The sequence below is a fragment of the Stenotrophomonas sp. YJH_SMC_133 genome (assembly GCF_059370655.1).
In genome coordinates, this window is sequence record NZ_JCAFTW010000021.1 from 1 (window position 1) to 20,082 (window position 20,082).

At 67.8% G+C, this 20,082-nt stretch carries 14 protein-coding genes and 1 rRNA gene; 9 read left to right on the forward strand and 6 right to left on the reverse strand.

Annotation, left to right across the window (positions count from 1 at the left end; genetic code table 11):
- Positions 1-15 precede the first annotated feature (15 nt).
- Positions 16-130: ribosomal RNA gene (rrf, locus tag AC5P78_RS20460) — 5S ribosomal RNA — on the forward strand.
- Between the two features lie 480 nt (positions 131-610).
- Here rrf and AC5P78_RS20465 read toward each other — a convergent pair.
- The 3 genes from AC5P78_RS20465 to hemH all read right to left on the reverse strand — a co-directional run bounded on the left by AC5P78_RS20465 (position 611) and on the right by hemH (position 4,820).
- Positions 611-2,716: a methyl-accepting chemotaxis protein gene (locus AC5P78_RS20465; RefSeq protein ID WP_495217351.1), complete on the reverse strand. Its 2,106-nt coding sequence runs from the start codon at positions 2,714-2,716 to the stop codon at positions 611-613.
- A gap of 290 nt (positions 2,717-3,006) precedes the next feature.
- Positions 3,007-3,861: an alpha/beta fold hydrolase gene (locus AC5P78_RS20470; RefSeq protein ID WP_043034407.1), complete on the reverse strand. Its 855-nt coding sequence runs from the start codon at positions 3,859-3,861 to the stop codon at positions 3,007-3,009.
- On the reverse strand, positions 3,858-4,820 hold the full coding sequence (gene hemH / locus AC5P78_RS20475) for a ferrochelatase (protein WP_043034408.1): 963 nt from the start codon (positions 4,818-4,820) through the stop codon (positions 3,858-3,860). Before hemH ends, AC5P78_RS20470 begins: the two co-directional genes overlap by 4 nt.
- Positions 4,821-4,984: 164 nt before the next feature.
- Between hemH and AC5P78_RS20480 the strand changes: the two genes are divergently transcribed.
- The 4 genes from AC5P78_RS20480 to tatC all read left to right on the forward strand — a co-directional run bounded on the left by AC5P78_RS20480 (position 4,985) and on the right by tatC (position 7,404).
- Positions 4,985-5,878: a lipid-binding SYLF domain-containing protein gene (locus AC5P78_RS20480; RefSeq protein ID WP_005411678.1), complete on the forward strand. Its 894-nt coding sequence runs from the start codon at positions 4,985-4,987 to the stop codon at positions 5,876-5,878.
- A 75-nt stretch (positions 5,879-5,953) separates the two neighbouring features.
- Positions 5,954-6,181, forward strand: coding sequence for a Sec-independent protein translocase subunit TatA (tatA, locus tag AC5P78_RS20485; protein WP_005414932.1), 228 nt, complete (start codon positions 5,954-5,956; stop codon positions 6,179-6,181).
- 15 nt (positions 6,182-6,196) lie between these two features.
- Positions 6,197-6,658, forward strand: coding sequence for a Sec-independent protein translocase protein TatB (gene tatB, locus AC5P78_RS20490; protein ID WP_005414931.1), 462 nt, complete (start codon positions 6,197-6,199; stop codon positions 6,656-6,658).
- Positions 6,655-7,404 (forward strand): twin-arginine translocase subunit TatC, encoded by a 750-nt coding sequence (tatC, locus tag AC5P78_RS20495; RefSeq protein ID WP_005420449.1) that lies wholly within the window; start codon positions 6,655-6,657, stop codon positions 7,402-7,404. The genes tatB and tatC overlap by 4 nt, the downstream gene beginning before the upstream one ends.
- 84 nt (positions 7,405-7,488) lie before the next feature.
- Here the strand turns inward: tatC and AC5P78_RS20500 are convergent, their stop codons facing one another.
- The 3 genes from AC5P78_RS20500 to AC5P78_RS20510 are packed head-to-tail and all read right to left on the reverse strand — an operon-like array spanning position 7,489 to position 11,004.
- The gene (locus AC5P78_RS20500; RefSeq protein WP_099562707.1) at positions 7,489-8,400 is read right to left on the reverse strand and encodes a BPSS1780 family membrane protein; all 912 of its coding nucleotides are present in this window, start codon (positions 8,398-8,400) and stop codon (positions 7,489-7,491) included.
- 50 nt (positions 8,401-8,450) lie between these two features.
- Positions 8,451-9,197, reverse strand: a complete 747-nt coding sequence (locus AC5P78_RS20505; protein WP_012481650.1) for a glutamine amidotransferase — start codon at positions 9,195-9,197, stop codon at positions 8,451-8,453.
- Positions 9,169-11,004: a GspE/PulE family protein gene (locus AC5P78_RS20510; RefSeq protein WP_005414929.1), complete on the reverse strand. Its 1,836-nt coding sequence runs from the start codon at positions 11,002-11,004 to the stop codon at positions 9,169-9,171. Before AC5P78_RS20510 ends, AC5P78_RS20505 begins: the two co-directional genes overlap by 29 nt.
- An 83-nt stretch (positions 11,005-11,087) precedes the next feature.
- On the opposite strand from AC5P78_RS20510, the gene glyQ reads away from it, so the two are divergent.
- The 4 genes from glyQ (at position 11,088) to AC5P78_RS20530 (ending at position 20,069) form a co-directional block, all read left to right on the forward strand.
- Positions 11,088-11,999 (forward strand): glycine--tRNA ligase subunit alpha, encoded by a 912-nt coding sequence (glyQ, locus tag AC5P78_RS20515; RefSeq protein ID WP_012481649.1) that lies wholly within the window; start codon positions 11,088-11,090, stop codon positions 11,997-11,999.
- A gap of 87 nt (positions 12,000-12,086) precedes the next feature.
- Positions 12,087-14,162, forward strand: coding sequence for a glycine--tRNA ligase subunit beta (gene glyS / locus AC5P78_RS20520; RefSeq protein ID WP_012481648.1), 2,076 nt, complete (start codon positions 12,087-12,089; stop codon positions 14,160-14,162).
- Positions 14,163-14,418: 256 nt separating this feature from the next.
- On the forward strand, positions 14,419-16,215 hold the full coding sequence (locus tag AC5P78_RS20525; RefSeq protein WP_005414924.1) for an autotransporter assembly complex protein TamA: 1,797 nt from the start codon (positions 14,419-14,421) through the stop codon (positions 16,213-16,215).
- Complete coding sequence (locus AC5P78_RS20530; protein WP_133050202.1) at positions 16,212-20,069, forward strand: translocation/assembly module TamB domain-containing protein; 3,858 nt, start codon at positions 16,212-16,214, stop codon at positions 20,067-20,069. Before AC5P78_RS20525 ends, AC5P78_RS20530 begins: the two co-directional genes overlap by 4 nt.
- Positions 20,070-20,082: the final 13 nt, after the last annotated feature.

Consider the following 20,082-nt stretch of genomic DNA (forward strand, 5'->3'; position numbering starts at 1 on the left):
CGCTCCAACCGCCTCCCTGGTGAAATTAGCGCTGTGGAACCACCCGATCCCATCCCGAACTCGGAAGTGAAACGCAGCTGCGCCGATGGTAGTGTGGCTCAAGCCATGCGAGAGTAGGTCATCGCCAGGGTTTACACCCGAGAACCCCGCTGCTCACGCAGCGGGGTTTTTCTTTGTGCGCCCGAAATGCCGGTATTGCCGGTCGCTGGCTGGCAACCCGATGGTGTTACATCGCCCGGTAGATCCACGCCATCCGTGGATCCCCCTGCGAGGAACAGCGGCGCCAACCAAGGTTGGCTGCTACCAACAGCAGGCGCACACAGCGGTCGTTTGCCGGCCAGCGGCCGGCAACTTTGTGCGCGGTAAACACCGGGTAGTGCCGGCCGCTGGCCGGCAACCCGATGGCATTACATCGCCCGGTAGATCCACGCCATGCGTGGATACCCCCTGCGAGGAGCAGCGGTGCCAACCAAGGTTGGCCGCTACCAACAGCAGGCCAACACAGCAATCGGTTGCCGGCCAGCGGCCGGCGCTACCAGGGGCAGGTCACGCATAAAAAGACGGCGCCCTGCGGGCGCCGTCCTGATCAAACTCGAATGGAAGGCCCGGATCAGGCGACCCGCGAGACCTCGAGCGGTTCCTGCTGGCGGAATACCGAGACTGCTTCGGTCAACGTGCCGGCCTGGTTCTGCAGCTCGCGTGCGGCAGCGGTGGCTTCTTCCACCAGCGCCGCGTTCTGCTGCGTGGCCTGATCCATCTGCACCACGGTCTGGTTGATCTGCTCGATACCGATCGACTGCTCCTGCGACGCTGCAGAAATCTCGCGCATCAGGTGGCTGACATCCTCCACGCCGCCGACAATTCCCTGCATGCGCTGGCCGGCATCGGCCACCAGCTGGGCACCTTCGCCCACCTGCCGGCCCGCTTCGTCGATCAGCTTCTTGATCTCCTGTGCGGCCGCCGCCGAACGCTGCGCCAGCACGCGCACCTCGCTGGCCACCACGGCAAAGCCTCGGCCCTGCTCGCCGGCGCGTGCCGCCTCCACCGCTGCGTTCAACGCCAGGATATTGGTCTGGAAGGCAATGCCGTCGATGACGCCGGTGATGTCGCCGATCCGCTTCGAGGCACCTTCGATGGCCTGCATGGTATCCACCACCCGCTGCATGGCCGTGTTGCCGTCACTGGCAGCGTTCTGCGTGGAGGCGGCCAACGCACTGGCCTCACGCGCATGGGCGGCGTTCTGGCGCACGGTGGCGGTCAGTTCCTCCATCGATGCTGCGGTCTCCTGCAGGTGCGCTGCCTGGCGCTCGCTGCGCTCGGACAATGCGCCGTTGCCGGCGGCAATCTCGCTGGCGGCGGTACTGATCGACGCCGCGCATTCCTGGATGCGGCCGACCATGCGTGCCAACTGCCCGGCCGTGGCATTGGCATCGCGCTGGATGGCAGCGAACGCGCCGTGATACTCGCCGTGCATGCGCCGATCCAGATCGCCGTTGGCCAGTGCCGAGAGCATCTGCCGTACTTCGTTGACGGTGCTGCCGAGCGTATCGAGCAGCTGGTTGATGCCACCGGTCAGGCCATCGAGGAAGCTGGCGCCTTCAGTGGCCTGCAGGCGCTGGTCGAGGTCACCGGCCGCTGCCGCTGCGACGATGCCGGCCACGGCATTCTCCAGCGCGAGCTCATGCGTGCGGTCATGCCATTCCACGGCGAAGCCCAGGCGCACGCCCTGCGCGTCGAACACCGGTGTGACCACCTGCGCGAAGTGCACCGGGCCGATCTGCACCTTGCCGTTGTGCGCTACCTGCAGGCCGTTGAGGATCGCGCGGATGCGGTCCGGGTTGGCGTGGAAACGATGGATGCTGCTGCCGACCAGGCGCTCGGCGTCGAAATCGGGGAAGGCCTGTCGCAACGTCGCCTGCTGGTTGCGCAGCAGTGCCACCACCGAGCGGTTCACGTAGCGGATCACATGGTCGTTGTCGGCGATCATCATCGCGGTGCGCGAGGCATCGAGGGCCTGGCGGATCTGCGCGTTCTCGGCATGTGACGCGGCTTCGCGCCCACGCTGGGCCTGCACGTGGCGTGCAGTGTCGGCCAGGGCGTGGGCCAGTGAACCCGGCGCATAGGCGCCGGTATCGGCATGCGCGCCAAGATCGGCACCGGTGGCGATATCGCGTGCGAGCGCGGCAAGCCGACGCGGGCCGTGGCCAAGGGCCTCGGTCTGCTGCCGAAGGCGCAGTGCGACCTGGCCGAGGAACAGGGTCAGGCCCGCGAGCATGCCGGCCTGCAGCAGCGTCGGCCACAGCGCGGCACCGCCCTGTAGCGGTGCCAGCAGGGCGAGCGTACCGACGCCACCGGCCAGCCACACCGGAAGGCGATCGCGATGGCCCAGCAGCACGCCCAGCAGCAGGGCAATCGGCAATGCCGGCGACAGGCTGATGATCGCGCACAACACGGCCAGCTGCAGCGACAACAGCAACGCCAGACCGTTGCGGGCGATGGCCCGGCCCGCCTGGGCCCCGCCCAACCACGCGGCTGGCAGCACGGCGACGGCCGCCAACGCGGCGGCCTGCACCTGCGGGCCACGCAGGGCCAGCACCAGGCCAGCCAGGGCCAGTACCGCGCTGCCGATCAGCAGGCGGCGGTCAGCGCGGTGCGCGAGCTGCTGCAGATGCGGCAGGCGGGCGGTATCGGGGGGACGGGCGGATGCAATGGACATCGGAGGCTCCTGGGTCAGCAGACGACAACGAGCACGCCGCAACGCACGCAGCAGGGCGTGACGAGGGCGGGTGCCGGGAATTCGAGGGATGCGGCGCGATCAGCGGCGCGGAGACGGGACACCGCGGCCACATCCTGTGGGTGACGGTGCAGCAGAGCGGGCATGCGGACTTCCTTGCAGAACCAGACACATGCCGCAGGACCGACCGGGCCCGCGTGCAGCGGGCGCAGGGGCCCGCAACTGATGTATCGGCCGCAGACGCGCGGAGTGAAGCGCGCGGACGCCTGCGCTCAGCCGGCGTTGTCGTTGCTGAAGAAGTGCAGGATCACGCCTGCGATCTGTTCCGGATCTTCCATGTGCAGGTGATGGTTGCCGGAAAACACTGCCAGCCGGCCATCCCGCAGGTGCTGCAGGCGATCGCTGCGCATCGGCTCGGGATAATACGACTGCGCCGGCGTGGCATAGATCACCTGTGTCGGGCAGGCGATGGCCTGCAGCAGGTTGTCGATCTGGCCCTCGCTAAGGCGGATCGCGGTGGGCAGCATCAGGCGCGGATCGCTGCACCAGCGATACCCGCCTTCGACCGGTTCCACGCCGCGCTCGACCAGCAGTCGTGCGCACGGTTCGCTGAGCTGGTTGGTCATCATCCGTGCGCGGATCGGCGCGGCCAGGTCGGGGAACACGCGCAGCTGCTTGCGCGCCAACGCACGGGTGGCGTTCACATGCTCGCGCAGGCGATGGGCGGTCTCTTCTTCGGGGCCGCGCAGGCCGCCGAGAGCTTCGATCGCCACCAGGCGCTCGACGCGGTCGCTGACCGAGGCGGTGAGGCTGGCGATGCCGGCGCCCATCGAATGGCCGAGCAGGTTGAAGCGGTCCCAGCCCAGTGCATCGGCGACGTCGAGCACGTGGCAGATCGCGGCGGCCGTGGTGTAGCTGGCACCGGCCGGCAGATGCGCGCTGTGGCCATGACCGGGCAGGTCGATGGCAACCAGCTGCAGCGACGACAGGTGCGGCGCCAGCGGCACGAAGCTGGCCGCGTTGTCGAGCCAGCCGTGCAGGGCCAGCACGCGCGGGCCATCGACGTGGTTGCGCAGGCCGGCGACGCGCGCGCCACCGACCTCCAGTTCAAACGGTTGCAGACTCATGCCAGCGAGGCCACGGCCAGCCGCGCAAGCGCGCGTGCGTGCTCCGGTTCGGCGTTGAGGCAGGGGATGTAGCGCATCGTCGCGCCGCGCTCGGCCAGTGTTTCGGTGAACCCCAGCGCGACTTCTTCCAGCGTCTCCAGGCAGTCGGTGGCGAAGCCGGGGCACACCACGTCGATCTGCTTCACGCCGGATTCGGCCAGCGCCCACAGGCTGGGCTCGGCATACGGCTGCAGCCAGCGCTCGCGGCCGAAACGCGACTGGTAACCCATCTGCCACTCGTCCCTGCCCAGTTCCAGCGCCTTGGCGATGGCCTGTGCGCTGGCCTCGCAGCGCTGCGGATACGGATCGCCGGCATCGGCCAGGCGCTGCGGGATGCCATGGAAGGAGAACATCAGCGTCTGGCCACGACCGTGCAGTTCCCAGTAGCGGCGGATCGAGCCGGCCACGGCCTCGACCCAGCCCGGATCGACCGAATAGTCGCGCACCAGGCTCACGGTCACGCCAGGATTGCGGCGCTGCCAGGCATCGACGCGGTCTTCAACCGAGGCAGTGGTGGTGGTGGAGTACTGCGGATACAGCGGCAGCACCACGATGCGGCGCGCACCGTCGGCTGCCAGGCGGTCGAGCTCGCTGGCCAGCGCCGGTTCGCCGTAACGCATCGCATGGCGCACTGTCAGGGTCGGCAACAGGGCCTGCATGGCCTGCGCCAGCTGGCGCGTATGCACCATCAGCGGTGAGCCGTCGGGCAGCCAGACCTGGGCGTACTTGGCCGCCGAACGACTGCTGCGCAGGGGCAGGATCAGTCCGCGCAGCAGCGGCTGCCACAGCAGTGGCGGGATCGCGACCACGCGGCGGTCGGACAGGAATTCAGCCAGGTAACGGCGTACGGCGGGGGCCGTCGGCGTCTCGGGCGTGCCTAGGTTGACCGCCAGCACGGCGGTATCGGGTGCGTCGAGCATGGCGGTATTGTCGCCGATCCGGTGTCGCGCCGGGATGCAGGGTTCGGATTGCAGGCATAGCGCGCATCAATGTGAGCAGGGAACGCTCATTGGGGATTCATGACAACGCTACTAATTTCAGTCACTTGCTATATCTTCCTATGGACTGACTTCTGGAGCCTGCCATGCGTCGCCCGATCCAAGCCCTGCTGATCGCCGCCAGCCTGCTGTCCAGCCAGGCCATGGCCGGGCCGCAGGAAGACCAGCGTGCGCGCAATGCCGTGCGCGTGCTGGCTGAAATCCAGGAAATCCCTGAACAGGGCATTCCGGATAAATTGCTGGACGAAGGCCGCGCGGTCATCGTCATTCCCGACACGATCAAGGCCGGTCTGGTCATTGGCGGTCGTCGTGGCCACGGCCTGATGTCGGTGCGCATGCCCAACGGCGCCTGGTCCAACCCGGTGTTCGTGAAGCTCACCGGCGGCAGCATCGGCTTCCAGGCCGGCGTGCAGTCCTCCGATGTGGTGCTGGTGTTCCGCAACGACCGCAGCCTGGACAACCTGGTCAACGGCAAGTTCACGCTGGGTGCCGACGCTGGCGTCGCCGCCGGTCCGGTGGGCCGCAACGCCGCCGCGGCCACCGACGGCCAGCTGAAGGCCGAGATCTGGTCCTGGTCGCGCGCCCGCGGCCTGTTTGCCGGCGTCGCGCTGGATGGCGCGGTGCTGCAGATCGACGATGCCGCCAATCTGGACGCCTACGGCAGCAACACCACGCCGCGGATGATCTTCGAAGGCCGCGCCGCCGGTTCGCCGTCGATGGATGTGGTCGCCTTCCGCGATCGCCTGGAAGAGGCCACCTACGCGGCGCGCAACAACCGCAGCGGCAACGGCGGCAGCGCGCCGCGCCCGGCTGCCGCCCCGGCAGCTGCTCCGGCGCCTGTTCAGGCAGCACCGGCTGCGCCGGCTGAGGCCACCACCGCGCCGCTGCAGAACGTGCCGCAGACCCCGCCGCCGCAGCAGCAGGGCTTCCAGCCGGTGAATGACGGCGAGATCCGTACGGAAACGCTGGGCGGAAACTGACTTTCGTCACGCGCGCCGGCTGACAGCCGGTGCGCTATGCTCGACAGCCTGATCACTAACGTAACGAGCGTCTTTATGGGCAGTTTCAGCATCTGGCATTGGTTGGTCGTGCTGGCCATCGTCCTGCTGGTGTTCGGCACCAAGCGCCTGACCAGCGGCGCCAAGGACCTCGGTTCGGCGGTCAAGGAATTCAAGAAGGGCATGCGCGACGAGGACAAGCCGAACGCGCAGCTGGGCGATGAGTCGCGCACCCAGGACGCGTCGCGCACCGCGCAGGACGAGCACGACCGTAACGCTCGCTGATCCGGAGCGGTTGCGGTGTTCGATATCGGCTTCAGCGAACTGCTGGTGATTGCAGTGGTCGCCCTGGTGGTGCTCGGTCCCGAGCGCCTGCCCAAGGCGGCCCGCTTCGCCGGCCTGTGGGTGCGTCGCGCCCGCAATCAATGGGATTCGGTGAAACAGGAACTGGAGCGCGAACTGCAGGCCGAGGACATCAAGCGGCAGATGCAGGATGTGCGTCAGGGCATGCAGGACACCGAGAACCAGCTGCGCGCCAGCGGTGAAGCGATCCGTCGCGAAGCCCAGCAGGCGCAGCAGCAGGGCGATGATCTGGTGCAGCACGTCCGTGCACCGGCGCCCGCGGATCTGCCGCCGCACATGAGCGCCGCGCCCGATGCCGTTGAACCAGCGCAGGACGGTGGTGCCGCCGAGCCGGTTTCGGCCGCGCCCGCTGAAGCTGTTACGCCGCCGCCGGCGCAGAGCACGGAGCGCCAGCCATGAGTGAACAGGATTTCGGCGAAAGCTCGCTGGTAGAGCACCTGGTGGAACTGCGCGGCCGGCTTGTGCGCGCATTGCTGGGCCTGGGCGTGGTGCTGCTGGCGTTGTTGCCGTTCACCCAGAAGCTCTACAACGCGCTGGCCGAACCGCTGGTCTCGCAGCTGCCGAACGGGCAGACGATGATCGCCACCAACCCGGCCGGTGCCTTCTTCGCACCGCTGAAGCTGACCTTCTTCGTCGCGTTGTTCGTGGCGGTACCGTGGCTGCTGTACCAGCTGTGGGCGTTCGTCGCGCCCGGTCTGTATGCACGCGAGAAGCGCCTGGCGGTGCCGCTGCTGGTGTCATCGGTGCTGCTGTTCTACACCGGTTGCGCCTTTGCGTATTTCCTGGTGCTGCCGGCGGTGTTCCACTTCCTCACCACCTTCAGCCCGGACGTGATCGCAATCACACCGGATGCGAATGCCTATCTGGACTTCGTGCTGGCGATCTTCTTCGCCTTTGGTGGCAGTTTCGAACTGCCGGTGGCGATGGTGATCCTGGTGTTGCTGGGCTGGGTGACGCCGCAGCAGTTCAAGGAAGGCCGCGGCTACGCGATCGTCGGCATCTTCGTGCTGGCGGCGGTGCTGACCCCGCCGGACGTGGTGTCGCAGCTGATGCTGGCGATTCCGATGTGCCTGCTGTACGAGCTGGGCATCCACGCCGCACGCTGGCTGGTGCCGTCGTCGGCAGTCAAGAAGCCCGCCGCCTGAAAGAAAAAAGGGGACGGAGGGGATTAAGTCGTTAGCTGCACACACTGGGCATAAACGACTTAATCCCCTCCGTCCCCTTTTTCATCAGGCGTGGAAGATGTCGCTCGAGGTCGGCGTGGTCGGGACCGGCGGGGCGGCGCGGCTGCCACGGTGCACGAACATCTGCTTCCACGCGGCGTAGACCGCGCCGACATACAGCGGCATCAGCACCGTGGTCAGCACCAGCTGGGCGATGAAGGCGGCGGCCAGCGGGCCGCCGATCAGCATCGCGATCTGGATCACGATCACGAACAGGATGTACATGCAGAACGCGGCGATCAGGCCGAGCGCGGCGAACACGATCATCGCGCCGATGTTCTCGATGCAGCCCTGGAGGCTCAGGCGCAGCGCGTGCATGCCGCTCTGCTTGTCGAACACCACCAGCGCCGGCTGGGTGAACATCGCCAGCGACAGCGCGACCGCACTCAGGAACACCAGCAGCATCCACAGCGCGATGCGCTTGGCCGGCAGGTTGGCAACCAGCGCGGCCGCGTCATCCGGCTTGATCTGCTGGCCACTGCGGCTGATCTCTTCCATCTTGGTCATGACCTCGCTGAAGGCGGTGAAGCCCTCGCGGCCGATCATCAGGAACAGCAGCGCGCCCAGCAGCAGCACCGCCAGCACCTGGATCGCCAGCGGCACCAGCAGGTGGCTGACGCGGTGGTCGCGGATCGGCTGCAGCAGGTGCGAGGCCAGGCCCGGGCGGCCTTCATCGATCTCGCCCACGGCATACAGCATGCCGCCGAACATGATCGGCGAAATGGCCAGCGTCATAAGCTGCACGGCCATGCCGGCAGCGCCAGGAATCAGCGTCGACAACAAGGTGACCACCCAGCTCACCAGCAGCCAGGTCAGGCCGATCCGGGCCAGCTGCAGCGGCGCACGCCGGTACAGGGAGAACGTATCCAGCAACCACTGGGCGCCCGCCGAAGCCGGCAGCTTGCGAATCTCTTTCATGGACATCCGGGAAGGACAGGAGGGGGCCGGGCGGCTGCCCGTGCCGCCGATTATCCCTGTTTTGCCACCGGCTGGGCTGAAGACAGCCGTGCCTGGCGGACGAAGCGGCGCAACAGCTGGCGGGCCAGCGGCGCGGCACTGACCGCGCGCTCGATGCTGCGGGCGCAGCCGCCGTGGCGGCCGATGCAGTCGGCGCGGGCACGCACGTAGCCACGCATGTGGTGGGTGGCGAACTCCGGATGGAACTGCACGCCCCAGGCCTGGCGGCCCCAGCGGAAGGCATGGCAGCCATCCAGCGGTGAACGGGCCAGCACCTCGGCACCATCGGGCGCGCGCAGCACGGTCTGCAGATGGGTGGCATGGGCGGCAAAGTGCTGCGGCAGGCCCTGGAACAGCGGGTCCTGCGCGGCCTGCGGCTGCAGTTCCAGTTCGATCGTGCCGGACTCGCGGCCGGCCGGGTTGTAGGCCACCTCGCCACCCAGCGCATGTGCCAGCAGCTGATGGCCGTAGCAGATGCCGAATACCGGCAGGTCGTCGTGGGCGGTCTGGCGCAGCCACGCGGCGCTGCGCTCGCTCCAGTCGGCATGGTCGGTGACGAAGGCGGCCGAGCCGGTCACCAGCACGCCGGCGAAGGCATGAGGGTCGGGCAGGGCGCCACCGTGCTCGACATCGACCACCACCGTCTCGTGTTCTTCCAGCCCGGCGGCGACGCGGATCCAGTGCGGAAAGCGCCCGTAGCGGCGCAATGACGGCACCGGTCGGCCGGTTTCAAGGATCAGGAACGGGGCTGGGTTCATCCGGGGGCGGCAGCACTGACAGGACTTCCTCGATTGTAGTCAGCCCCTGCGCCACCTTTTCAAGCCCGGCCTGGCGCAGGGTTCGCAGCCCTTCAGCCCGCGCGGCACGGGTGAAACCGGCCAGGTCCATGTCGGCGCGGATCTGCCCGCGCAGCCGCGAACCCAATGGCAGCAACTCATACAGGCCGATGCGGCCGAGGAATCCGGTGCGCCGGCATTCCAGGCAACCGACCGGCCGACAGGGCGTGGCGGCATCTGGATATGCAGCATGGCTATCAGCCAGCACCGCCCAATCGGCCGCGCCGAGGCTGTGCGGCTGCTTGCAGTGCGGGCACAGCGTGCGCACCAGGCGCTGGGCGAGGATGCCGTTGAGGGTGCTGGCCAGCAGGTAATGCGGCACGCCCAGGTCGAGCAGGCGGGTGACCGCCGAGGGCGCGTCGTTGGTATGCAGGGTGGACAGCACCAGGTGGCCGGTCAGCGAGGCCTGCACCGCCATCTGTGCGGTCTCCAGGTCGCGGATCTCGCCGATCATGATGATGTCCGGGTCCTGCCGCAGCAGGGTGCGCACGCCGCTGGCGAAGTCCAGGTCGATGTTGGCCTGCACCTGCATCTGGTTGAACTCGGGCGCGATCATCTCGATCGGATCCTCCACCGTGCACACGTTCACGTCCGGCGTGGCCAGCCGCTTCAGCGTGGAATACAGGGTGGTGGTCTTGCCCGAGCCGGTCGGGCCGGTGACCAGCACGATGCCGTGCGGGCGCTCGACCAGCGCATTCCAGCCGGCGGCCTCCTGCGGGCTGAAACCGAGCTGGTCGATGCTCTTGAACGCGGCATCCGGGTCGAAGATGCGCATCACGCACTTCTCGCCGAAGGCGGTGGGCATGGTCGACAGGCGCATCTCGACCTCGCGGCCACCCGGCGAGCGGGTCTTGATGCGGCCATCCTGCGGGCGCCGGCGCTCGGCCAGGTCCATGCGGCCCAGCACCTTGATGCGGCTGACCACGGCGGTCATCACCGCCGGCGGTACCTCGAACACCTTGTGCAGCACGCCGTCGATGCGGAAGCGCATGCGCCCCATCTCGCGGCGCGGCTCCAGGTGGATGTCCGAGGCGCGCTGTTCGTAGGCGTACTGCAGCAGCCAGTCGACGATGTGCACGATGTGCTGGTCGTCGGCATTGACGTCGCCGGTGCGGCCCAGCTCCACCAGCTGCTCGAAGCTGGGCAGGGTGGTGCTGGCCTCGCCGCGCACATCGCCACGGGCGCCGCGCACCGAGCGGGTCACCCCGTAGAACTCCATGGTGTAACGGTGCAGGTCCAGCGGGTTGACCACCGCCAGCTCGATGCGGCGGCGGGTCAGGTGCTGCAGGTCACGACGCCATTCCTGCACCAGCGGCTCGCTGGTGGCTACCAGCACGCGCTCGGCATCCACCGCCAGCGGCAGGAAGCGGTGGCGGCGGGCGTAGGCATGCGACACCAGCGCGGTCACCGCAGCGACGTCCACCCGGGTCGGGTCGATGCGCAGGTAACGGCTGCCGGTGCGCTGCGCCAGCCACTCGGTCAGGCGTTCCAGGGTCAGTTCGCCGCCGCCGGTGGCGGCCAGCTTGAGGTTGGACAGCAGTACCAGCGGATGCACTTCACTGGCGTTGCGCGCGCCCTGTGCGGAAAACCGCATGCGCTCGCGGTCCTGCTCGGCCACCAGGCCATCGGCGGTCAGGGCCGCGGCAATCTGCTCGAAATGCAGCCGTCCCCAGGGCAGCGGGACGCCGTCCGCCTCGCCGGGCGTGCCTGCCGGCAGCCGATGTTCCATCTGCCTGCTCCTCCCGGGTACGGAATGCCCCGCAGGTCGGCCGTTATACTAGCGCACCCCCTTGCCGGCCAAGACTCGTACGCATGTCCGCGACCCCGACCGTTCCGATCACCTTCCAGGGCCTGATCCAGACCCTGAACCAGTTCTGGGCCCAGCAGGGCTGCGTGCTCATCCAGCCGCTCGACCTGGAGGTGGGCGCCGGTACCTTCCACCCGGCCACCTTCCTGCGTGCGATCGGTCCGGAAGGCTGGAATGCGGCCTACGTGCAGCCGTCGCGGCGCCCGACCGATGGCCGTTACGGTGAGAACCCGAACCGCCTGCAGCGCTACTACCAGTACCAGGTGGCGATGAAGCCGGCGCCGGACAACATCCAGCAGTTGTACCTGGATTCGCTGAAGGCACTGGGCATCGACCCGCTGGTGCACGACCTGCGCTTCGTCGAGGACAACTGGGAATCGCCGACGCTGGGCGCGTGGGGCCTGGGCTGGGAAGTCTGGCTCAATGGCATGGAAGTGACCCAGTTCACCTACTTCCAGCAGGCCGGTGGCCTGGAATGCCGCCCGGTGCTGGGCGAGATCACCTACGGTCTCGAGCGCCTGTGCATGTACCTGCAGAACTGCGACAACGTCTACGACCTGATCTGGACCTACGGCCCGGACGGCCAGCCGGTGACCTACGGTGACGTCTACCACCAGAACGAGGTGGAGCAGAGCACCTACAACTTCGAATACGCCGACGTGGAAGAAATGTTCCACCGTTTCGACGCCTGCGAGCGTGAGGCGCAGAAGCTGGTGGAAGTGAACCTGCCGCTGCCGGCCTACGAGCAGGTGATGAAGGCCAGCCACACCTTCAACCTGCTGGATGCGCGCCGTGCGATCAGCGTGACCGAGCGCCAGCGCTACATCCTGCGCGTGCGCGCGCTGGCCCAGGCGGTGGCCAGGGCGTACTACGAGCAGCGCGAGAAGCTGGGCTTCCCGGGTGCGAAGAAGGCCTGACGGCCCTCCCGCACCGACCCGCTTTTCATCAACTACCCGGGGCGCCGGACGCGTTGCGCGCTGCGCCCCCACCACAGGATCGAACCGATGAGCCAACTGTCCCCCCTGCTGATCGAACTGGGCACCGAGGAGCTGCCGGTCAAGGCGCTGCCGGGCCTGGCCCAGGCATTCTTCGACGGTGTCGTCGAAGGCCTGCGCAAGCGCGGCGTCGCGCTGGAACTGGGCGATGCGCGCCCGCTGTCGACCCCGCGCCGACTGGCCGTGCTGCTGCCGGGCGTCGGTCTGGAACAGCCGGAGCAGCACAGCGAAGTGCTGGGCCCGTACCTGAACATTGCGCTGGACGCCGAAGGCCAGCCGACCAAGGCGTTGCAGGGCTTCGCCGCCAAGGCCGGGATCGACTGGACCGCGCTGGAGAAGACCACCGACAACAAGGGCGAGCGCTTCGTGCACCGCGCGGTGACCCCGGGCGCGAGCACCGCCAGCCTGCTGCCGGAGATCCTGCGCGAGGCGATCGCGGCGATGCCGATTCCCAAGCCGATGCGCTGGGGCGACCACGCCTGGGGCTTCGCGCGCCCGGCGCACTGGCTGGTGCTGCTGCACGGCGCCAACGTGGTCGAGGCCGAACTGTTCGGCCTGCAGGCCGGCCGCGTCAGCCGTGGCCATCGCTTCCACCATGACCAGGCGGTGTCGCTGGCGCAGCCGCAGGACTACGTTGAAGCGCTGCGCGCCGCGTTCGTGCTGGTCGACCCGAGCGAGCGCCGCGCGCGCATCGTCGCCGAGGTCGAGGCCGCTGCGGCCAAGGCCGGTGGCAGCGCCCGCATCACCGACGACAACCTGGAGCAGGTGGTGAACCTGGTCGAATGGCCGTCGGCGGTGCTGTGCAGCTTCGAGCGCGCGTTCCTGGCGGTGCCGCAGGAAGCGCTGATCGAGACGATGGAGATCAACCAGAAGTTCTTCCCGGTGCTGGATGCGGCAGGCACGCTGACCGAGAAGTTCATCGGCATCGCCAACATCGAATCGAAGAACGTGGCGGAAGTGGCCAAGGGCTACGAGCGGGTGATCCGTCCGCGGTTCGCCGATGCCAAGTTCTTCTTCGACGAGGACCTGAAGCAGGGCCTGGTGTCGATGGGTGAGGGGCTGAAGACGGTGACCTACCAGGCCAAGCTGGGCAGCGTGGCCGACAAGGTGGCGCGCGTGGCTGCACTGGCCGAAGTGATCGCACCCCAGGTCGGTGCCGATGCCGCGCAGGCCAGGCGGGCTGCCGAACTGGCCAAGAACGACCTGCAGTCGCGCATGGTCAACGAGTTCCCGGAGCTGCAGGGCATCGCCGGCCGCCACTACGCCGTGGCCGGTGGCGAATCGGCCGAGGTGGCGCTGGCCATCGACGAGGCCTACCAGCCACGTTTCGGTGGTGATGACATCGCGCTGTCGCCGCTGGGCAAGGTCCTGGCCATTGCCGAACGCGTGGACACCCTGGCCGGCGGCTTCGCCGCAGGCCTGAAGCCGACCGGCAACAAGGACCCGTTCGCGCTGCGCCGCAATGCGCTGGGCCTGGCGCGCACGATCATCGAAAGCGGCTTCGAGCTGGACCTGCGCGCACTGCTGGCCAGCGCCAACGCCGGCCTGGCCGCACGCAACGTGCAGGCCGACGTCGGCGAGCTGTACGACTTCATCCTCGACCGCCTGAAGGGTTATTACGGCGACAAGAACGTGCCAGCCACGCACTTCAATGCGGTGGCCGAACTGAAGCCTGTCTCGCTGTATGACTTCGACCGCCGCCTGGACGCGATCGGCACCTTCGCCGCGCTGCCGGAAGCCGAGGCGCTGGCTGCGGCCAACAAGCGCATCCGCAACATCCTCCGCAAGGCTGAAGGCGACATTCCGGCCCAGATCGACCCGGCGCTGCTGCAGGAAGACGCCGAGCGCGCGCTGGCTGAAGCGGTCACTGCGGCCATCGACGACACCGGCGCCAGCCTGCATCAGAAGGATTACGTGGCGGTGCTGGCGCGCCTGGCCCGCCTGCGCCCGCAGGTCGACGCGTTCTTCGATGGCGTGATGGTCAATGCGGAAGATCCGGCGTTGCGTGGCAACCGCCTGGCGCTGCTGACGATGCTGGGCGAGCGCCTGGGCAAGGTGGCAGCGATCGAGCATCTGTCGAGCTGATGCCCGTATCGGTAGTGCCGGCCGCTGGCCGGCATTGCCACCGCGCATCGCATCGACCTGTGGATTGCCGGCCAGCGGCCGGCACTACCGGAACACCGTCGGCGGATGTCCATCGGGGTCATCGCCGGCATCGCGCACGATGCCGGCATCCTCGCCTGCGATCACGAGGATCGCCACAAAGGCGCGTATTTTGACCGCCACTTAACAACCGATCCCGAATGACGTGATGCATTTCGCATCGTCACCTTCGGTCGGTATGCTGTGCCGCATGCAGCCAAAGAAATACGCCCTGCCGCTGATGGTCCTGTCGCTGGCCGCCACCTCCGTGGCCCACGCGCGCGGCACCATCGACAAGGTGGACATCAAGGGATTGGACAAGGGCGACGACGCCGCAATCATCGAGAACATCCAGGAATCGCTGTCGCTGTACGACACGATCGGCAAGGAACAGGGCGAATCGCGCCTGGAGTACCTGCTGTCACAGGCCGAGCGGCAGACCCGCCAGGCACTGGAACCCTTCGGGTACTACAACCCGGTGATCAAGGTCGAGGCGCCGCGCGAGGACGAGCATGTGCGGGTGCTGATCCATGTCGACAAGGGCACCCCGGTGACCGTGCGCCGTGAGCACATCGACATCACCGGGCCGGCGATGTATGACCAGTACCTGCAGGACGACCTGGCCGCATTCAAGCCCCGCAAGGGCCAGCGCTTCGAGCACACGCAGTACGAAGCCAGCAAGATCACCATCACCCGTCGCCTGGCCGAGCGTGGCTACTTCGATGCCGACTACACCCAGCGCCAGGTGCAGATCACCCGCGCCGACAACGCAGCCGACATCGACCTGACCTGGGACAGCGGCCGCCGCTACAACATGGGGCCGGTGCGTTTCGAGCAGGATTACTTCGTCGACAAGCTGTTCGACCCGCTGGTGTACTGGGAACAGGGCAGCTACTTCCACGAGGGCAAGCTGGACCGGCTGCGCGAGTCGCTGACCAAGCTGGACTACTTCAGCGTGATCGACATCCAGCCACGGCCCGACCAGGCCGATGCCAACGGCGAAGTGCCGGTGGATGTGAAGCTGACCCGCGCCAAGCGCACCATCTATACCGCGGGTCTGAGCTACGGCAGCGAGAGTGGTCCGGGTGTGCGCGGCGGCATCGAGCGGCGGTTCCTGAACAACCGCGGCCACAAGATGAACACGCAGCTGGACTATGCGCAGAAGCGCAAGAGCCTGGTGACCAGCTACCGCATCCCCGCCTTCAACTGGCTTGACGGCTGGTACACCTTCGCCGCCAGTGCGTATGACGAGCAGACCGATTACATCGACCTGCGCAACTTCAAGCTGATCGCCAGCCGCAGCGGCGAGATCAACGAGCACTGGACCGCGATCGCCTCGATCAACGCACTGCGCGAGCGTTGGCGCTATGCCTCCGGCACTGAATTCACCGATGCCGTCTACAACACCTCGACGCTGGTGTACCCGCAGATGGTTGCCGACTACGTCAACGTCGACGACGAGATGTTCCCGCGCAAGGGCATCAGCGGTACTGCGACGATGCGCGCCGGCGTTGAAGGTGCTGGCTCGGACACCAGCTTCGTGCAGGCCAACGCCGTGCTGCGCTGGTACATCCCGGTGGGTGAAAGCAACCGCCTGATCCTGCGCGGCGAGGGGGGTACCACCTGGACCAGCGATCTGGTGGCGATGCCGCCGAGCCTGCGCTACTTCGCGGGCGGTGACCGCAGCATCCGCGGTTACGCCTACCGCGAAGTCGGCCCGCGCACACCCAAACCCGACAAATACGCGCTGGGCGCCAAGAACCTGGTGATCGGCTCGGCCGAGTACGAGCACTACTTCAATGGCGGCCCGTGGGGCGCGGCGGTGTTCGTCGATACCGGCAGCGCCTTCGACAACACCATTGATCTGCACACCGGCGTCGGCTTCGGCGTGCGCTGGAAATCGCCGGTGGGCCCGGTGCGCGTGGATATCGCGCATGGCCTGAACAACCCGGATTCGCAGTTCCAGCTTTACCTCAACATCGGAGCGGACCTGTGAGCACGCCCGCACCCACCCCGAACACGCCGCCGCCGCGCGTGCGTTTCTACCGCCGCCGCCGCTTCTGGGCGTGGTCCGGCGTGGGCGTGATCGGCCTGGTGCTGCTGGCGTTGCTGGCGGTGTACTGGCTGCTGCAGACCGTGGCCGGCCGCGATGTGCTGCTGGCACAGGTGGTGGCGCGGCTGCCGGTGGGCGCCAGCTTCACCTGGGACAAGGTGGACGGCCCGGTGGCCGGTCCGCTGACCCTGTACAACGTCGACTTCCGCTACGACGACATCCATTTCCACGCCGAGCGCGCGCACCTGGAGCCGGACCTGCGCCCGCTGCTGGGCCGCAAGCTGCTGCTGGACAAGCTGGAGCTGACCAACGCGACGCTGAACCTGGCCAAGAGTGACGAGCCGTTCAAGCTGCCGTCGTGGCCCGATTCGCTGCCGCAGATCGAAATGCCGCTGGCGATCCAGGCCGATGCCATTGCCATCGACGGCTTCCGCATCAGCCAGGCCAACGAGCCGGTGATCGACATCAGCCGTGTGCGGGGTGGCATCGAGATCGCCAATGGCGAGTTCCAGGCGCACAAACTGGTCGTGGACAGCGACATGGGCAATTTCACCGCCCAGGGCCGCTACATCCCGGCCAAGGACTACGACACCGACGTGACCGTCACCGCAGTGTTGCCGGCCCCGCGTGGCCGTACCGCAGCGACGGTGGGGCTGGTGGCACGCGGTGACCTGGCGCACATGGAAGTGGCCGTAGCCGGGCGCGCGCCGAAGCCGCTGCGCGCGATGCTGGTGTTCGATGGCCGCACCGATCCGAGCTGGAGCGCCAGCATCCGCAGCGACGAACTGGATCTGGCGCTGCTGTCGCCGGCACTGGCCAGCTCGGCGATCGCACCACTCGCACTGGACTTCACCGCGGCTGGCAAGGGCGGCAACGCCAACCTGCGTGGCAAGGTGAAGCAGGGTGATCAGGAGCTGGAGCTGGCACCGTCGGTGGTGTCGCTGCAGGACCAGGTGCTGAAGGTGTCGCCCCTGCTGGTGAAAGGGCTTGGCGGTGAGGCACGGCTGGAAGGCACCGCCGACTTCAGCCAGGAAGACCAGCAGAAACTCAATTTCTCGGTGGTCGCCCATGACCTGACCTACGTGCCGGCGCCCGATCCGAACACGGCCGGCAGCGCACCGGTGCCGGTCACCCTGAAGGAAGCGCGCTTCGGCCTGGCCGGTACCTTGAAGGCGTGGGCCGCGATCGGCCGTGCCGATGTCGAACGCGAAAAGCAGAAGGCACAGCTGCAGTTCGACGTACGCGGCAATGACCAGGCCGCGTCGATCCACCAGCTGCAGGCGCAGACGCCGGGTGGGCAGCTGCAGGTGGAAGGCCAGGTGGCGTGGGCACCGCAGCTGGACTGGGATGCCAAGGCCACGCTGAAGGACTTCGACCCCGGCTATTTCGTGCCGGGCTGGAACGGCCGCCTGTCCGGCAACCTGGCCTCCAAGGGCCGCCAGCTGCCGCCGCCGGCAAACGCGCCGCCGGGCACGGCCGGCACGCTGGAAGCCACCGTCGACCTGCCGTCGCTGAAGGGCATACTGCGCCAGCGCAATCTCGACGCACAGGGCAAGTTCGCGCTGCAGGGCGCGCAGGGCCAGGGCGATCTGAAGCTGTCGCTGGGCAGCAGCCGGGTGACCGCGTCGGGCAAGGTGGGTGATCGCCTCGACATCGACGCGCGTTTCGAACCGCTGCAGCTGAGCGATCTGCTGCCCGGCGCCGATGGCGGCCTGCGCGGACAGGTACAGGTGAAGGGCCCGCGCGATGCGCCGGACATCACTGCCGACCTGGTCGGCAACAACCTCAACTGGGACGGCTACGGCGCCGAGAGCGTGAGCATCAAGGGCCACCTGCCATGGCGCGGCGACAGCGGCACGCTGGCGGTGCAGGGCCAGCAGGTCAACGCCGGCATGCTGCTGGAACGCTTGAACGTGGATGCGCAGGGCAGTGTCTCCAACCTGCGCCTGGCCGCGCAGACCCGCAACGAGATGGGCGCGATCGAGCTGCAGGGCAGCGTCCGCCAGCAGGGCGCGCAGTGGCGCGGCGAACTGGCGTCGCTGCGTATCGCACCGGTGAAGGGCGATGCCTGGTCGTTGCGTGCACCGGCGGCGTTCGCGATCAACGGCAGCACCTACACCCTGTCCGAAGCCTGCCTGGCCGCTGCCAGCAGCGGCGCGCTGTGCGCACAGGCCAACTGGCCGCGTGAGGGCCTGGTGGTGCGCAGTGATGCGCTGCCGCTGGCGCTGGTGCAGCCGTGGCTGCCGCCGCAGTCCGGCCGCCGCATCTACCTGCGTGGCGATGTCAGCCTGGACGCGCAGATCCGCCCGCGCGGCAATGCCTGGGAAGGCCATGTAGAGGTGCGCTCGAAGGAAGGCGGCGTGCGCCTGGGCGAGAACCGCAACACCGTGGGGGATACCACCCGCGGCGAGCTGGTGCGTTATGACCAGTTCTCGCTCAAGCTCGACATGACCCCGGCCAGCATCAAGGGCTACCTGGGCATGGGCTTCCAGGGCAACGGCTTCGTCGATGCCAGGATGCAGACCGGCTGGGAGGCCAGTGCGCCGCTGAACGGCGAGCTCTACCTCAACATGTCGCGACTTTACTGGCTGGAGCTGTTCTCGCCGGACATCGTGCGCCCGACCGGCCTGATCGAGGGCCACGTCAGCCTGCGCGGTACGCGCGGCCAGCCATCGCTGGGCGGTGACGCCCAGCTGAGCAACTTCAAGGGCGAATTCCCCGCGCTGGGCCTGACCTTCGACCAGGGCAAGGGCAGCTTCGTGGCCCAGCCCGACGGTTCGGCAAAGATCACCGCGCAGGCCAACTCGGGCCAGGGCACGCTGTACGTGGATGGTGGCCTGTCGTGGTTTGGTGATGCACAGCCGCTGCAGCTGAAGATCCACGGCGAGAACGTGCTGCTGTCCAACACCAGCGAGCTGCGCATCGTCGCCAACCCCAACCTCGACTTCACCCTGGCCAAGGCGGCGATGGAGCTGCGCGGCACCGTGCACGTGCCCGAGGCCGACATCGATCTCGAACGCCTGGATCGTGGCACCTCGGTGTCCGAGGACGTGGTGGTGCTGGACCCGGCCGACCCGGAAGAGTCGCGCACCTCGCCGCTGGACATGGACCTGACCGTCAGTCTTGGCGACAAGGTCAAGATGACCGGCTTCGGCCTGAAGGGCGCACTGACCGGCAAGATGCAGGTCTGGGCCAAGCCTGGCCGCGAAATGACCGCCAATGGTGGCCTGGAAGTGAGTGGTCGCTACAAGGCGTATGGGCAGGACCTGACCATCACCCGTGGCAACCTCACCTGGAACTACAACGCGGTGTCCGACCCGCGCATCAACATCCGTGCCGAGCGCCGGATCGGTGATGTCACCGCCGGCATCGACGTGACCGGGCGTGCGCAGCAGCCGCGCGCGGACGTGTGGTCCGAGCCGGCGATGTCGCAGTCCGAGGCACTGGCCTACCTGGTGCTGGGGCGCAGCCTGACCGGTGCCAGCAGCGACCAGGCCCAGCAGGTCAACGCGGCCTCGGCGGCGCTCTCGGCTGGCAGCGGCCTGCTGGCCTCGCAGCTGGGCGCCAAGCTGGGCCTGGACGATGCCGGCGTGAGCCAGTCGCGCGCGCTGGGCGGCTCGGTGATTGGCGTCGGCAAGTACATCTCGCCCAAGCTGTACGTCGGCTACGGCGTGTCGCTGGTCGGTGCCGGTTCGGTGATCACGCTGAAGTACCTGCTGCGTCGTGGCTTCGACGTGGAAGTGGAGTCGAGCACGGTGGAAAACCGTGGGTCGATCAACTGGCGGCGGGAGAAATAACCCGCCGCACATG

Excerpts from the sequence above, each read along its gene's own strand:
- tatA (WP_005414932.1), top strand. The coding sequence starts at position 5,954 with ATGGGCAGTTTCAGCATCTGGCATTGGTTGGTCGTGCTGGCCATCGTC.
- AC5P78_RS20465 (WP_495217351.1), bottom strand. The coding sequence starts at position 2,716 with ATGTCCATTGCATCCGCCCGTCCCCCCGATACCGCCCGCCTGCCGCAT.
- AC5P78_RS20470 (WP_043034407.1), bottom strand. The coding sequence starts at position 3,861 with ATGAGTCTGCAACCGTTTGAACTGGAGGTCGGTGGCGCGCGCGTCGCC.
- tatC (WP_005420449.1), top strand. The coding sequence starts at position 6,655 with ATGAGTGAACAGGATTTCGGCGAAAGCTCGCTGGTAGAGCACCTGGTG.
- glyQ (WP_012481649.1), top strand. The coding sequence starts at position 11,088 with ATGTCCGCGACCCCGACCGTTCCGATCACCTTCCAGGGCCTGATCCAG.
- glyS (WP_012481648.1), top strand. The coding sequence starts at position 12,087 with ATGAGCCAACTGTCCCCCCTGCTGATCGAACTGGGCACCGAGGAGCTG.
- AC5P78_RS20525 (WP_005414924.1), top strand. The coding sequence starts at position 14,419 with ATGCTGTGCCGCATGCAGCCAAAGAAATACGCCCTGCCGCTGATGGTC.
- AC5P78_RS20505 (WP_012481650.1), bottom strand. The coding sequence starts at position 9,197 with ATGAACCCAGCCCCGTTCCTGATCCTTGAAACCGGCCGACCGGTGCCG.
- AC5P78_RS20510 (WP_005414929.1), bottom strand. The coding sequence starts at position 11,004 with ATGGAACATCGGCTGCCGGCAGGCACGCCCGGCGAGGCGGACGGCGTC.
- hemH (WP_043034408.1), bottom strand. The coding sequence starts at position 4,820 with ATGCTCGACGCACCCGATACCGCCGTGCTGGCGGTCAACCTAGGCACG.
- AC5P78_RS20500 (WP_099562707.1), bottom strand. The coding sequence starts at position 8,400 with ATGAAAGAGATTCGCAAGCTGCCGGCTTCGGCGGGCGCCCAGTGGTTG.
- AC5P78_RS20480 (WP_005411678.1), top strand. The coding sequence starts at position 4,985 with ATGCGTCGCCCGATCCAAGCCCTGCTGATCGCCGCCAGCCTGCTGTCC.